Origin of the sequence: Ancylobacter crimeensis (genome assembly GCF_023016805.1) — a bacterium.
In the GTDB taxonomy this organism is placed as follows: domain Bacteria; phylum Pseudomonadota; class Alphaproteobacteria; order Rhizobiales; family Xanthobacteraceae; genus Ancylobacter; species Ancylobacter crimeensis.
Window position 1 is genome coordinate 160,808 of record NZ_JALKCH010000009.1, and the last position, 14,125, is coordinate 174,932.

At 68.7% G+C, this 14,125-nt stretch carries 12 protein-coding genes; 6 read left to right on the forward strand and 6 right to left on the reverse strand.

All coding sequences use genetic code 11. From position 1 onward, the window contains the following. Positions 1-363: 363 nt before the first annotated feature. Positions 364-1,413, reverse strand: coding sequence for an autoinducer 2 ABC transporter substrate-binding protein (locus tag MWN34_RS14720; RefSeq protein WP_247030063.1), 1,050 nt, complete (start codon positions 1,411-1,413; stop codon positions 364-366). Positions 1,414-1,480: 67 nt separating this feature from the next. Then, a complete protein-coding gene (gene deoC / locus MWN34_RS14725; RefSeq protein ID WP_247030064.1) occupies positions 1,481-2,221 on the reverse strand; it encodes a deoxyribose-phosphate aldolase in 741 nt (246 codons plus the stop codon). Between the two features lie 130 nt (positions 2,222-2,351). Here deoC and MWN34_RS14730 point away from each other — a divergent pair, with 130 nt between their 5' ends. After that, complete coding sequence (locus tag MWN34_RS14730; protein WP_247030065.1) at positions 2,352-3,092, forward strand: DeoR/GlpR family DNA-binding transcription regulator; 741 nt, start codon at positions 2,352-2,354, stop codon at positions 3,090-3,092. 1 nt (position 3,093) lies between these two features. Here the strand turns inward: MWN34_RS14730 and MWN34_RS14735 are convergent, their stop codons facing one another. The 4 genes from MWN34_RS14735 to MWN34_RS14750 are packed head-to-tail and all read right to left on the reverse strand — an operon-like array spanning position 3,094 to position 6,589. Then, on the reverse strand, positions 3,094-4,071 hold the full coding sequence (locus MWN34_RS14735) for a 5-oxoprolinase subunit C family protein (RefSeq protein ID WP_247030066.1): 978 nt from the start codon (positions 4,069-4,071) through the stop codon (positions 3,094-3,096). Then, a complete protein-coding gene (locus tag MWN34_RS14740) occupies positions 4,064-4,933 on the reverse strand; it encodes a 5-oxoprolinase subunit B family protein (RefSeq protein WP_247030067.1) in 870 nt (289 codons plus the stop codon). The genes MWN34_RS14735 and MWN34_RS14740 overlap by 8 nt, the downstream gene beginning before the upstream one ends. A gap of 10 nt (positions 4,934-4,943) precedes the next feature. After that, on the reverse strand, positions 4,944-6,344 hold the full coding sequence (locus tag MWN34_RS14745) for an acetyl-CoA carboxylase biotin carboxylase subunit (RefSeq protein ID WP_247030068.1): 1,401 nt from the start codon (positions 6,342-6,344) through the stop codon (positions 4,944-4,946). 2 nt (positions 6,345-6,346) lie between these two features. After that, positions 6,347-6,589, reverse strand: coding sequence for an acetyl-CoA carboxylase (locus MWN34_RS14750; protein ID WP_247030069.1), 243 nt, complete (start codon positions 6,587-6,589; stop codon positions 6,347-6,349). A gap of 157 nt (positions 6,590-6,746) precedes the next feature. On the opposite strand from MWN34_RS14750, the gene MWN34_RS14755 reads away from it, so the two are divergent. From MWN34_RS14755 to MWN34_RS14775, 5 genes are all read left to right on the forward strand, one after another. Next, positions 6,747-7,712: a LysR family transcriptional regulator gene (locus MWN34_RS14755; protein ID WP_247030070.1), complete on the forward strand. Its 966-nt coding sequence runs from the start codon at positions 6,747-6,749 to the stop codon at positions 7,710-7,712. 85 nt (positions 7,713-7,797) lie between these two features. Then, positions 7,798-8,523: a 5-oxoprolinase subunit PxpA gene (gene pxpA, locus MWN34_RS14760; RefSeq protein ID WP_247030071.1), complete on the forward strand. Its 726-nt coding sequence runs from the start codon at positions 7,798-7,800 to the stop codon at positions 8,521-8,523. 232 nt (positions 8,524-8,755) lie between these two features. Further along, positions 8,756-9,706, forward strand: a complete 951-nt coding sequence (locus MWN34_RS14765) for an AraC-like ligand-binding domain-containing protein (RefSeq protein ID WP_247030072.1) — start codon at positions 8,756-8,758, stop codon at positions 9,704-9,706. Between the two features lie 403 nt (positions 9,707-10,109). Then, positions 10,110-12,134, forward strand: a complete 2,025-nt coding sequence (locus tag MWN34_RS14770) for a hydantoinase/oxoprolinase family protein (RefSeq protein ID WP_247030073.1) — start codon at positions 10,110-10,112, stop codon at positions 12,132-12,134. A 5-nt stretch (positions 12,135-12,139) separates the two neighbouring features. After that, positions 12,140-14,095 carry a hydantoinase B/oxoprolinase family protein gene (locus tag MWN34_RS14775; RefSeq protein WP_247030074.1) on the forward strand — a complete coding sequence of 652 codons (1,956 nt, stop codon included), beginning with the start codon at positions 12,140-12,142 and terminating at the stop codon, positions 14,093-14,095. Positions 14,096-14,125 lie beyond the last annotated feature (30 nt).

Genomic DNA, 14,125 nt, shown 5'->3' on the forward strand with positions numbered 1-14,125 from the left:
TCGATGTCGGATAAATCCCACATCGAAGGAGAGGTAGTCCGCGAAGCGGGTAGGTGAGGGGGAAAGCGGCTGTTGAGCCATTGAAGCCCCCTCACCCTGTCCCGCTTCCCCATGAGGGATATATCCGTCATGGGCATTCCCAGACGTTGAACGCGGCAACGGTCGCGTTCAACGCGGGGAGAGGGAGCTGCCTCACCCTCCAGCCACCATCCCGACCGGATCGGCAGTCGGGATTGCCGGCTCTTCCTCCAAAGACCCCGGACCGGCCCATGGCCGTCCGAGATGATGTCAATGGACGAAGCGGGCAGCAAAGGACCGCAACCGTCGGAACGGACGGCACGGCCCGAAGCCGTGCCGCCGGCCTCAGAACTTGTACTGATCCATATTGTCCTTGGTCACGCCGACCCAGCCCTGGCCATAGAGCAGGTTCGGCGCGGCGCCGGCCGGGGTGGTGAGCTTCTCATAGCCCTTCAGCCCGAGATTGAGGCCGGCCTTGATCTCGTCCGTCTTGCCGGTGAGGGCGAGCACGGCGAGTTCGTTCATGGCGTAGCCGGCAACGGCGGGATCCCAGAACTGGATGTACTGGATATCGCCGTCCTGCAGGTACTTGCCGGCGACGGAGGGCAGGCCGGTGCCGGAGAAGAACACCTTGCCCTTCAGCCCGCGCTCGGCGATCAGGCGACCGGCGCCGGCCGAGGTCGGCATCGGGCCGCCGATGATGCCATTGACCTCAGGATAGGTGGTCAGGGCCTCGGACAGGCGGTTGTAGTCGGTGTTGGCGTCGTCATAGGTCTCGAGGCGCTGGGTGGCGAGCGCCATGCCCGGGAAGTGTTCCTTCTGGTAGGCGATCGCGCCGTCGATCCACTCGTTCTGCGACTGCGAGGTGAGGCTGCCCACCGTGGCGAGGTATTTGCCCTTGCCGCCGGTCTGCTTGCCGAGCACTTCCATCAGCTTGGCGCCATAGGCCTTGTTGTCGAACGCTTCCAGCACATAGTCGGCGTTCTTGAGGTTCGAAGCCTCATGCGCGATCACCACGATGCCGCGGTCGCGCGCCTTCTTGAGCACCGGCTCCACCGCCTCCACCGAGAACGGCACGATGCAGATGGCATCGACCCCCTGCGCGATCAGGTTCTCGACAAGCTGCACCTGCGCGGCCGCGTCCGCCTGGCTGGGGCCGACCTGCCAGACATCCATGCCGGTGTCGGTGCCGAACTGCTTGACCCCGTCGCGCATGCGGTCGAACCAGGCGATGCCGTCGACCTTCACCACGGTGGCGATGGAGAACTTCTTGCCCGTCGCCGCCGAGGTGATGTCCTTGCGGAGCTGGCTGGTGTCGACCACGCCGTCGGCCATCGCGGGCAGGCCGGCGAAGAGCGAGAGGCCCGTGGCAAGGGCGAGCAGTGTCTTTCTCATGATGTCCTCCCAGACATTCTTGTGCTTGCAGGCGTTGCTTGTATGTGCAGGCGTAGAAAGGCGTAGCTCAGTAGCCGCCGGCCGCCGCCGGCGCGGTGTCGCCGGACGTGGTCTTGCCGGACGTGATCTTGCCGGCACCGACGATGGCGAGGCTGGCGCTGGCGCCGATGCGGGTGGCGCCCGCATCGAGAAAGGCGAAGGCGGCCTCGGCGGTGCGCACGCCGCCCGAGGCCTTGACCCCCATTGCGGGGCCGACCACCCGGCGCATCAACGCGATGTCGGCAAGGGTGGCGCCGCCGGTGGAAAAACCGGTCGACGTCTTCACGAAATCGGCGCCGGCCTCCTTCGCGAGGCGGCAGGCGGTCTCCTTCTGCGCATCGTCGAGCAGGCAGGCCTCGATGATGACCTTCAGCACCGCCCCTCGCGTCGCCGCGCGCACCGCATCGAGATCGGCGCGGCACCGGGTGAGGTCGCCCTCGATCAGCGCACCGATGTCGATCACCATGTCGATTTCCTGCGCGCCGGCCGCGATCGCCAGCGCGGCCTCGTCCGCCTTCGCGGCCGCGCCGCTGGCACCCAGCGGGAAGCCCACCACCACGCAGGTCTTCACCCCGCTGCCGGCGAGCTGCTCCGCCACGAATCCGGCATGGACCGCGTTCACGCAGACCGAGGCGAAGCCGTTGGCCCGCGCCTCCTGGCAATAGCGCGCCACCTCGGCCCGCGAGGCTTCGGCCTTCAGCACCGTATGGTCGATGAACCGCGCAAGCTCGCGCGGATCGCGGGAGCCGACCTGTTCCGTGTCCGTCATGTCGTCAACTACCTGCGGGATTTGGCGTTGGTATGTTATAATCTTCACATTATTTGTGACGACCGTTTCATAAGCACCTTGACGAGTCAAGGCCGCCAGGAGATGGAAGACGGGCAGACCGGGGAATGCCGTGAAGAAGTCCGAACGCATCCGACAGCTCGACGAGCGACTGCGCGCCGCCGGCGTGCTGCATCTGCGCGACGCCGCCGAGCATCTCGGCGTCTCGGAGATGACGGTGCGCCGCGACCTCGCCTCATCGGCGCATCTGTTCAGCTATCTGGGGGGCTACATCCTGCCGGCCGGCGGGGAGCGCGCCACCACCTACCGGCTCGACGCCGAGGCCGATGCCCATGCCGAGGCCAAGAGGCTGGCCGGGCGCGCGGCGGCGCGGCTCGTGGAGCCGGACGACACCGTCTTCATCGATTGCGGGACCACCACGCCGGCGATGATCGAGCATCTGCCCACCACCGGGCGGCTCACCGTCATCACCTATGCGATGAACATCGCGGCGCGGGTGGCGATGCGGCCCAATACCAGCCTGATCCTGCTCGGCGGCCTGTTCCACGCCTCCTCCCAGACCTTCTCCAGCGAGGAGGCGCTGCGAAGCCTCGAACGTGTCGGCATCGGCAAGGCCTTCCTCTCCGCCGGCGGCGTGCACGCGCAGAATGGCGTCACCTGCTCGAACTTCCACGAGGTGCCGGTGAAGCAGGCGGTGCTGGCGCGGGCCGGCACCGCCTATCTCGTCATCGATTCCAGCAAGATCGAGAAGATCAAGCCGGCCTATTTCGCCGATATCTCCGCCTTCGCGCGCATCTTCACCGAGATGGACGAGGCGGACGGCCGGGAGGCGGAGGCGCTGCGAGCAGGCTGAATCAGGCCGGAACCGTCGCCTTCAGCCGCGCGGTCTCGTCGTGCCGGGCCTTGAGGGCGTCCTCCATCGTCACCGCGGCGAAGCGTACGGCCTGGTGCGGCTGAAGCTGGCCGATCAGGTCCATGTCGGCGGAGATCACCGCGCCGATCATGAAATACCCCCCGCCCGACACCGCGTCCCGGTGCAGCACGATCGGCTCGGTGCCGCCGGGCACCTGGATCGAGCCATAGGGATAGCAGCTGTCGACGATGTTGGAGGGGTCCGAGCCGGCGCCGAATGGCTGCTCGCGCGGCACGAAGTCGAGCTTGCGCCCGCCGCGGAAGCGGTAGCCGATCCGGTCCGCTTCGGGGGCGACCTTCCACGTGTCCTCGAAGAAGCCGTCCTGCGCGCTTTCCGTGATGCGGTGCCAGTAGAGCCCCGGCAGCACCCGGATCTCGTTCGCCACCGGACGGCGCGCGGCGGGGGGGATGGATGCGCCCTCGCGGCCGGTCCCGTTCGCGGTGCCGAGCGGCACCACGTCGCCCGCCTTCAGGGCCCGCCCCTCGAAACCGCCCAGCGCGCCGAGCGCGTAGGTCGAGCGCGAGCCGAGCACCTCCGGCACGTCGATGCCGCCGGCGATGGCGACATAGGCGCGCGCGCCGCCCTTCAGGAAGCCGAAGGAGAGCGTCTGCCCGGCGGCCACCGTGAACGCGGTCCAGCCCGGCTGCTCGACGCCGTCCACCTTCGGCGGCAGGTCGGCGCCGGTCACCGCGACCAGCGCGTCGGCGGCGAAGGTCAGCTCGGGACCGAGGAACACCGCCTCCAGCGCCGCCGCGCCGTCTTCATTGCCCACCAGCCGGTTGGCCGCGATCAGGGCGAGGCGGTCCATGGCGCCGGAGATGGGCAGGCCGAGATGGTAATAGCCGGGCCGGCCGAGGTCCTGCACCGTGGTGGCGAGGCCTGGCTTCACGACCTTGAAGGAGCGGGCCGCCTCAGGCATCGAGCGTCTCCAGGAGCTTGGCGTTGGTGCCGGCGGGGTCGGCGGTGAAATCATCGAGCGAGAAAGAGGCCTCCGCGATGCGCGGCACGAACCTCCCGGCGTCGATGGCGGCGACGGTGTCGTCATATTCCGCGCGGTCGATGGCGCGGAACTTGATGATGTCGCCCGGCCGGAACAGCATCAGCTTCTTCAGGTAGCCGATCTCGCCCTTCGGATCGTAGATCGGCATCGGGGTGACCCCGAACATCTGGTAGCCGCCGGCACCGCGCACCGAATAGATGCAGCCGAAGCAGCCGCCATGGCCGACCGTGAGGCGCGGCGTGTCGGTGCGCGGGCGCAGATATTTCGGCACCTCGATCTGCTTTTCGCGCTCGACGAGCTGGTAGGTGAAGGGCAGCCCGGCGACGAAGCCGACCATGGAGACGAACCACGGCGCGGCGGCGTGCGCCGCGATGAAGGCGTCGACATCGGGGAAGTCGTTCACCCGCGCGGCATATTCGAGATCGGTGGCGGAGGGATCCTGGTGCCGCTCGCGGAAGCGCATCAGCGTCTCGCGGGTCCAGGGATCGTCATAGAGCACCGGAATGTCGATGATCCGGGTGGAGATCGTCTTCTCCGCGCTCTCCGCCGCCGCCTCGAAGCCCTTCAGCTCCGCCATCATGTCGTTGGGGGCGATCACGTCCGGGTCGAACTTGATCTGGAACGAGGCATTGGCCGGGCAGATTTCGGTCACGCCGGCGATCTTCGCCTCGCGCACCGCATTGGTCATGGAGAGGCTCTTGAAGAACGCCTCCAGCGACATCTCCTCGTCGATCTCGACGAAGACGTGCTCGTCGCCGCCGAAGGAATAGCGGGTCTTCATGGCGGGCTCCTCAGGCCGGAGAGGGAACGACGGGCGATGCGGAAGGAGAGGACGCGCCGGCGGCGCGGCCTTCCAGCCACCCCTCCAGCCAGCGCGTGTGCACGGTGCCGGCCTGGACCTCAGGATCGGCGGCAAGCGCGCTGTGCAGCGGCGTGGTGGTGGGCAGCCCCTCCACCTTGAGCCCTTCCAGCGCGCCGGCCAGCGCCGCGATCGCCGCCGCGCGGGTCGGGGCATGGACGATCAGCTTGCCGAGCAGCGAATCATAGAAGGGCGGAACCTGATAGCCGGCAAAGAGCATGGTGTCGAAGCGCAACCCGTCGCCCTCCGGCACAGCCAGCGCGGTGATGGTGCCCGGCGAGGGACGGAAATCGGCGTCCGGGTCCTCGGCGCAGATCCGCACCTCGATGGCGTGGCCGTCGAGCCGGATATCCTCCTGCGCCAGCGCCAGCGTCTCCCCGCCGCAGATGCGGATCATCTGCTGCACGAGGTCGATGCCCGTCACCATCTCGGTCACCGGATGCTCGACCTGGATGCGGGTGTTCATCTCGATGAAGAAGAACTCCCCGGTCTCGCCGTCGAACAGATATTCCAGCGTGCCGGCGCCGCGATAGCCGACCCGCTCGGCGAGCCGCACCGCCGAGGCGCAGAGCGCCTCGCGCTGGTCGGGCGTGAGGCAGGCGGCGGGCGCCTCCTCCCACACCTTCTGGCGCCGCCGTTGCAGCGAGCATTCGCGCTCATAGAGATGGATGGCGCGCACGCCGTCGCCCAGCACCTGCACCTCGACATGGCGGGCGCGGGCGATGAAGCGCTCCAGATAGAGCCCGCCATCACCGAAGGCGGCGCGGGCCTCCCCGCTGGCCTGCGGGAACAGGGTGGCGAGCTCCGCGGCGTCGCGGGCGACGCGGATGCCGCGCCCGCCCCCGCCCGCCGCGGCCTTGATCATCACCGGCCAGCCGATGCGCTCGGCTTCGGCCTGCGCGGCGGCGAGGTCGGAGACGACGCCGTCGGTGCCGGGAACGGTGGGAACGCCAGCGGCCTCGGCCTCGCGGCGGGCCTGCGCCTTGTCGCCCATCCGCCGGATCGTCTCGGGCGCGGGGCCGACGAAGATAAGCCCCGCTGCCTCCACCATGGCGGCGAAATCGGCGTTCTCGGAGAGGAAGCCATAGCCGGGATGCACCGCGTCGCAGCCGCTCTCCACCGCCGCGCGGACCATCGCCTCCTTGTTGAGATAGGACTTGCTGGCATGGGCAGGGCCGACCGGCACGACGGCATCGGCGAGGCGGGCGGCGAGCATGTCGCCGTCGGCCGCGCTGACCGCCTGCACGGTGCGGATGCCGAGCGCACGGGCGGCGCGGATGATGCGCACCGCGATCTCGCCGCGATTGGCGATGAACAGGCTTTGGATCGCCATGGTCAGGCGTCGAGGTCGTAGAGGGCCTGACCGGCCATCACCGCGTCCTCGTTCTCGACATGGAACGCGACGAGCGTGCCGGCCTCCTCGGCGATGACCGGGGTGAAGGACTTCATCACCTCGATCAGCCCGATGGTGTCGCCGATCGCGACCGCGTCGCCCTCGGACTTGAAGACCGGCTCGTCGGGACCGGAAGCCCGGTAGAAGGTGCCCGGAAGCGGCGCCTGGATCGTCTTCACCGTCATGATGGGCTTCCCTCTCATCTGCGTCGCCGCGAGAGTTGCAAATGCGCCTCGCGCTGAGAAATAGCATTAAGCAATCCGGGACATCGAAAAATCAGATAGCATGACGGTATCGGGACGCGCCGGGTTGCCGCCCCGCGCGCTCCGGGAGCCTGATGCCGTGTCGATCTCGCTGAAACAGATCCGCTATTTCGTCGCCGCGGCGGAGACCGGGCGCATCAGCCAGGCGGCGGTGGAGCTGAACGTCTCGCAATCCGCCGTCACCGCCGCGATCCAGCAGCTCGAGGCGATGGTCGGCACCCGGCTTCTGGAGCGCACCACCTCGGGCGTCGCGGTGACGCTGGAGGGCGGGCGCTTCCTGCTGCAGGGGCGTCAGATCCTCGCCGCCGTCGAGGATGCGGTGCGGGGCGTGCGCGGCAGCGCCGAGCCGATCACCGGCACGGTGCGCGTCGGCACCACCTACACCGTGGCCGGCTATTTCCTGCCGCGCCATCTGGTGCGCTTCAAGGCCAGCTTCCCGGGCGTGACGCTGGAGCTGTTCGAGGCGCCGCGCGACGTGGTGGAGCGGGCGCTGGTCGACCGGGCGCTCGATGTGGCGGTGATTCTCGTGTCCAATCTGCAGGATGGCGACAACCTCGCCAGCGAGACCCTGCTGCGCTCCTCGCGCCGGCTGTGGACCGCGCCCGACCATCCCCTCATCCGCGCCGAGAGCGTGACGCTGGCCGACGTCGCGACCTACCCCTATGTGATGCTCACCGTCGACGAGGCCCGCCACACCGCGCTGCGCTACTGGAGCCTTGCAGGCACCGAGCCGCACGAGATCTTCCGCACCTCCTCGGTGGAGGCCGTCCGCTCCATGGTGGCGGGCGGCATGGGCGTCACCATCCTGTCCGATCTCGTCTACCGGCCCTGGTCGCTGGAGGGCCAGCGGCTGGAGACGCGGGTGCTGGAGGACGAGGTGCCGAGCATGGATGTGGGCCTCGCCTGGCGGCGCGATGCCGCACCCTCGCCGGCGACCGGGGCCTTCCGCGACTTCCTGCGCTTCGCCGTTGCCGGCGTCGGAGCGGGCCGCGCGGCGGGCGCGGAGGCGCGGAGGCGGGCGCTGGAGGAGGCTATCGAAAATTGAGATATCGAAGGCCGCTTAATACGATTTGACGCCGCCCGGCCCGCCTCGCCACGCTCCGTGACGGTTCAGCCGGGAGAAAACGCGAATGGGCGTCGTCATCAATTGCGACATGGGCGAGGGCTACGGGCTCTATCGCTGCGGCGACGATGCCGGGATCATGCCGCATATCGACATCGGCAACGTCGCCTGCGGCTTCCATGCCTCCGACCCGGCGGTGATGGCGCAGACCGTTCGGCTCGCCAAGGAACACGGCGTCGCGGTCGGCGCCCACCCCTCCTTCCCGGACCTGCAGGGCTTCGGCCGGCGCGACATGGCGATGGGCCGCGAGGAGCTCGCCGCCTGCGTGCTCTACCAGATCGGCGCGCTGAAGGGCTTCCTCGATGCCGCCGGGCTGAAGCTCAACCATTTGAAGCCGCACGGTGCGCTCTATGGCGCGGCGATGCGCCGGCCGGAGGTGGCGGAGGCGATCGCCGACGCCGCCGTCGTCTACGACCTGCCGGTGATCGGCATGGCCGGCACGCTGCACGAGGAGGTCTACACCGCGCGCGGCCTCGGCTTCATGTCGGAATATTATGCCGACCTCGATTATGATGCCGAGGGCCGGCTCATCATCACCCGCACCCATGACTGGCGCGACCCGGAAGAGGTCACCCGCCGCGCGGTGAAGGTGATGGGCGCGAAGCAGGCCACCACCATCGCGGGCACCACCTTCCCGATGGAAGCGAGCACCATCTGCATCCATTCCGACACCCCGAACGCGGCCGAGCTCGCCATGGCCCTCAAGGCCGCGCTGAAGCCGTGGATGGCGTGAGGCGCGGCACGTCGCTGGGCAGCACGGCCGCGAGCCGCTATCGTCGGGTGGCGAAGGGGCCTTCCGCGACGCGACGGCCGGCCGCGAGGGACGCTCGCGGAAACGACCCGGCGCTCCCCGGTCCTGGGAGCGCCCGTTCCCTGCCTCCGGGGCCGCCGGAAATGCCCCGCCCCGGATGACGTGCCTTCATGCGCTACAGCGGCGTCGTTTCCATCGATAGGGAGAGCGTGACATGCGTGCCAGCTACTCCACCGGCCATGCGGCGCCGGTCGCCCGCCGCGCGTTCTGGCAGGACGCCGTCTCGAAGACCTATTTCCCCCTCGATCTGCGCTTCGGCCCCGGCTCGGCCTTCTCCGGCTCGCTGGAAACCTGGTCGCTCGGCCCGGTCGCGGTGTCGCGCAATGTGTGCGAGGGGCTGCTCTACCGCCGCAGCGAACACCATCTGGTCGGCGAGCGCGAGGAAAGCTACCTCATCACCGTGCCGGAGCTCGCCGAGATCCGCTTCGAGCAGGACGGTCGCGACGTGTGCTGCCGGCCCGGCGCCTTCCTCATCGAGCGCAGCCACCTTCCTTATGAGTTCAGCCACCGCGACGCCGCCTCGCTGTGGGTGCTGAAGATCCCGAGCGCGGTCCTGCGCGCGCGCCTCGGCTCGCCGGAACGCCTCGCCACCCTGCAATTCGACGCCACCCGAAGCGTCGGCGCGCTGTTCGTCGACATGCTGCGCCTCACCGGCGCCCGGCTGGAGGAGATGGACGAGGCCGCCCGCGCGCTGATGGGCCGGCAGCTCGTCGACCTGCTGGCGATGGCGGTGGAATCCGACGAGCGGGTGCTGGGCTCCAACTCCTCCTCGGTGCGCAACGCCCATCTGCACCGCTGCGAGCAGTTCATCCGCACCCGGCTCGGCGACACCCGCCTCGTGCCGCAGATGGTGGCGGATGGCTGCGGCATCTCGCTGCGCTATCTGCACCAGATCTTCGAGGCCGAGGGCACGACTGTCTGCGCCTATATCCGCAACCAGCGCCTGTTCGCCTGCGACGCCATGCTGCGCGACCCGGCCTGCCGCAAGGCCATTTCGCAGATCGCCTATGAATGGGGCTTCGGCGACCAGGCCCAGTTCAGCCGCAATTACCGCGCCCGCTTCGGCTGCACCCCGAGCGACGCCCGCGCCGCGGGCCGGGAGTGACGGACGGCATCCTCCTCGGGCCGCCCGGAACGACATTTCCCCCGAGGCCACGCGCCTCGAACTGGCTTGCCTGAAAGGGCGGGCCTTTTCTTTGCGAGCCGCTTCCCCGGAACGCCTTCGTCACCGGAGCGGTCCGGCTGCGACACCTCTCCTGCCCTTTTTTCGATCAGTTTTCTGCACCGCCGTTATTGCAGGCGCGAAATGCCCTGAGGCGCAAGAATTCCTGCGCTGAGCGTCAAGAGTCCCGTCGGGAAACCTCGTTTAATCCGGTTCCAGACATCTCCGATACCGCGTTGCGCACCGCGCCTCGCCGGGGTCCGGGCTCGCGCCCGGCCGCCGGTGGCGGCTGTGCGGGCCCCTGTCGGGGCGTGAGCGGGCAGGCAGGAACAGAGGGATCGGCACCGTGCAGAATCTCCGTGTGGCCGTGGATGTGGGTGGGACCTTCACCGACATCTGCATCATGGACGAGGCGACCGGCCTCATCCGGATCGAGAAGACCTCCTCGACCCGCGATCCCATCGACGGGATCATGGGTGGCGTCGCCAAGGCCGGCATCGACCTCACCAAGGTGGCGCTGTTCTCCCACGGCACTACGGTCGCCACCAATGCGCTGATCACCCGCCGCCTGCCACGCACCGCGGTGGTGGGCACCCACGGCTTCCGCGACGTGATCGAGATCCGCCGCGCCAACAAGGAAGACCTTTGGGACGTCTACAAGGACGTGGTGCCGCCCTATGTGCCGCGCCGCGACCGCCTCACCGTGCATGAGCGCGTCGATTCCGCCGGCACGATCGTCGAGCCGCTCGACGAGGACGGCGCCCGCGAGGTCGCCCGCATCCTGAAGAAGCGGGGCGTCGCCGCGATCGCCGTCTGTTTCATGAATGCCTATCTCAACGGCGCCAATGAGCGGCGGATGCGCGAGATCCTGCTCGACGCCATGCCCGACGTGCCGGTCTCCATCTCCTCGCAGGTGTTGCCCGAGATCTTCGAGCACGAGCGCTTCTCCACCACGGTCGCCAACGCCGTGGTGAGCCCGGTGGTGGTCGACTACACCACCCGCCTCGGCGACAAGCTGGCGGAAGGCGGCTACACCCGCGACCTCCTGCTGCTGCACACCGGCGGCGGGGTGATGACCCCGGCGAGCGTCAAGGACTTCGCCGCCCGGCTCGCCGGCTCTGGCATCGCGGCGGGCGCCATCGCCAGCCGGACCATCGCCAGCCTGTGCGGCTTTCCCAACTCCATCGGCCTCGACATGGGCGGCACCTCGACCGACGTGTCGCTGGCCTGGAACGGCCAGTCCCGCGTCACCAAGGACTGGCACATCGAGTTCGGCTACCCGATCCGCTTCGCCTCCATCGAGGTGCTGACCATCGGCGCCGGCGGCGGCTCGCTGGCCTGGACCGACCCGGCCGGCGGCCTGCGCAACGGCCCGCAATCGGCCGGCGCCTTCCCCGGCCCGGCCTGCTACGGCAACGGCAACACCCAGCCCACCAACACCGACGCCAACGTCACGCTGGGCCGGCTCGGGACCTCGCTCGCCGGCGGCAAGGTGACGCTCGACCCCGTCCTCGCCACGACGGCGGTGGACGAGGGCGTGGCGAAGCCTTTCGGCCTCGGTCTTCACGAGGCGGCCGACGCCATCCTCAAGGTCGCCAACGCCAACATGTCGGATGCGGTGCGCCTCATCTCGATCTCGCGCGGCTATGACCCGCGCGACTTCGCGCTGGTGGCCTTCGGCGGCGCCGGGGCGCTGCACGGGGTGGATGTCGCCCGCGAGCTGTCGATCCCGGTCGTCATCGTGCCGCTCAATCCCGGCGTCACCTCGGCGCTGGGCTGCCTGCTGGTCGACATGCAACACGATTTCTCGCAGAGCTGCATGGTGGGGGCCGACGAGGCCGACCCCGCCGAGATCGAGGCCCAATTCGTCGCGCTGGAGACCGAAGCGCTCGCCCGTCTCATCCATGAGGGCGTGGCGGAGAGCGACATCGTCCTGCAGCGCTCCATCGACATGATGTATCGCGGCCAGTGGCGCTCGCTGGCGGTCGATGCGCCGCGGCCCATCGGCCCCATCGCGGCACTGGTCGAGAGCTTCCACACCGAGCACAAGCGCGAATACAATTTCCGCCGCGACGACGCCCCGGTGAGCTTCTTCCGGCTCAACCTCAAGGCCATCGGCGTGGTGCCGAAAGCCGAATTCGCCATCCACGAGCCGACCGGGCAAACCCCGGCGCCGGTCTCCCGCCGCCCGGTCTGGTTCGACGGCGAGAGCCACGACACCCCGGTCTATGACCGCGCCACGCTGCCCTGCGGCTTCTCCTTCACAGGGCCCGCCATCGTGGAACAGCTCGATTCCACCACCGTGGTGCCCCCCGGCGCGATGGCCGAAGTCGACCGGTTCCTCAACATCATCATCCGCGTGAAGGGCTGAGCACCATGGCCACCGAGCTCGATCCCGTGACCTTCGAGGTGCTGAAGAACTCCTTCATCACCAGCGTCGACCAGATGGGTGAGCAGATCCTGCGGACCTGCTACTCCTTCGTGATCTACAATCACGACTTCTCCAGCGCGCTGCACGACGCCAGCGGCGAATGCGCCGCGCAGGGCAATGCCGACATCGCGGTGCATGTCGGGACCCTGCACTTCACCTGCAAGGAGGTGATGCGCCACTTCGAAGGCGACATGCACCCCGGGGACGTCTACGCCATCAACGACCCCTATGCCGGCGGCACCCATTTCTCCGACGTGCGCCTGATCCGGCCGATCTTCGCCGATGGCAGGATCATCGCCTTCTCGCAGTCCAACGGCCACTGGTCGGATGTCGGCGGCTCGGTGCCGGGCTCGTTCGACGTGTCGGCGAAGGAGATGTTCAAGGAAGGGCTGCGCATCACCCCGGTGCGACTGTTCTCCAAGGGGCAGTTCTGCCGCGACGTCGCCCACCTCATCGCCTCCAACACCCGCGACCCGGCCTCGATCATCGGCGACATCCAGGCCCAGGCCGAGGCGACCGCGGTGTGCGAGCGCGAGATCCTGCGGCTCGTCGGCAAATATGGCCGGGAAACCGTGGAGACGGGGCTTTCCGCGGTGCAGGACTATGTCGAGCGCTCGGCCCGCCAGCGCATCGCGGCGCTGCCGGACGGCGAATGGGAGACGGTGGACTTCATCGACCGCGACCCCGCCGGCGGCGAGGGCATGATCCCGATCCGCATCAAGATGACGATCAAGGGCGACAAGGCGATCTACGATTTCACCGGCTCGCACCCGGTCATCGGCTCGATCTACAATTCCGCCTTCGGCACCACCTTCTCGGCGGTGGCGGCGGGGATGAAGACCTTCTTCCCCGACCTGCCGCTCAATTCCGGCTTCTATCGCTGCTTCGAGATCAAGGTGCCGGAAGGCTCTATCGTCGATGCGCAATGGCCGGTGGCGGTGACCGGCTTCCTGATGCCGTTCGAGAAGATCATGAACGCCATCTACGAGATGTGGTCGAAGCTGATGCCGGAGCGGGCGCTGGCCTGCGCCTTCAACCTCGAATATCTGCTGACCGGCGGACGTGACGCTCGCGTCGCCGACAAGCCGATCTTCATGTTCTACGACTGGCTGCCCGGCGGCTGGGGCGGGCGCAACGGCAAGGACGGCGCCAACGTCACCACCGCCTGCTTCGGCACCGGCATGATGGCGCAGCCGGTGGAAGGCCAGGAGCGCGCCAATCCGATCCTCACCACCGAATGCGAGATCCTGAAGGACTCGCCCGGCCCCGGAAAATGGCGCGGCGGCGCCGGCGTGGTGAAGACCTCGAAGATGCTCGCCGCCGAGAAGACCGTCATCTCCTATATCTGCGACCGCGAGCGGGCGGTGGTGTGGGGCATCGAGGGCGGCCTGCCCTCCATGCCGCACGGCCTCACCCTGCAGCGCGCCGGCTCTAACGAGCAGGAGCGGCTCGGCTCCATCTTCTCCGACGTGCCGATCGGGGAAGGCGACGTGTTCTCCCGTCCCACCGCCGGCGGCGGCGGCTTCGGCGACCCGCTGGAGCGCGACCCCGCCCGCGTGCTGGAGGACGTGAAGGACGATTACGTGTCGGTCGCGCGCGCTGCCAAGGATTACGGCGTGGTGATCGAGACCATCGACGCCGAGCTGTGCGAATACGCCATCGACGAGGCCGCCACCGCGACGCTGCGCGCCGCCATCCGCGCCCGCCGCGTCGCCGATGCCCGGGTCGACCCGGAAAGCGTCGCCGCCCGCTTCCGCGCCGGCGAGATCGACGCGCTCGACGCCATCCGCCAGCATGCGGTGCTGCTCGACTGGGGCAGCGGCGCGCTGCTGCCCGAATCCACCCGCCAGTTCCGCGAGGTCTTCGAGCGGCGCTCGGTGGCGAACTGGGCGCAGGGCTAGCGGGATCCCCCCGCCTGCGGATCTTCCGCC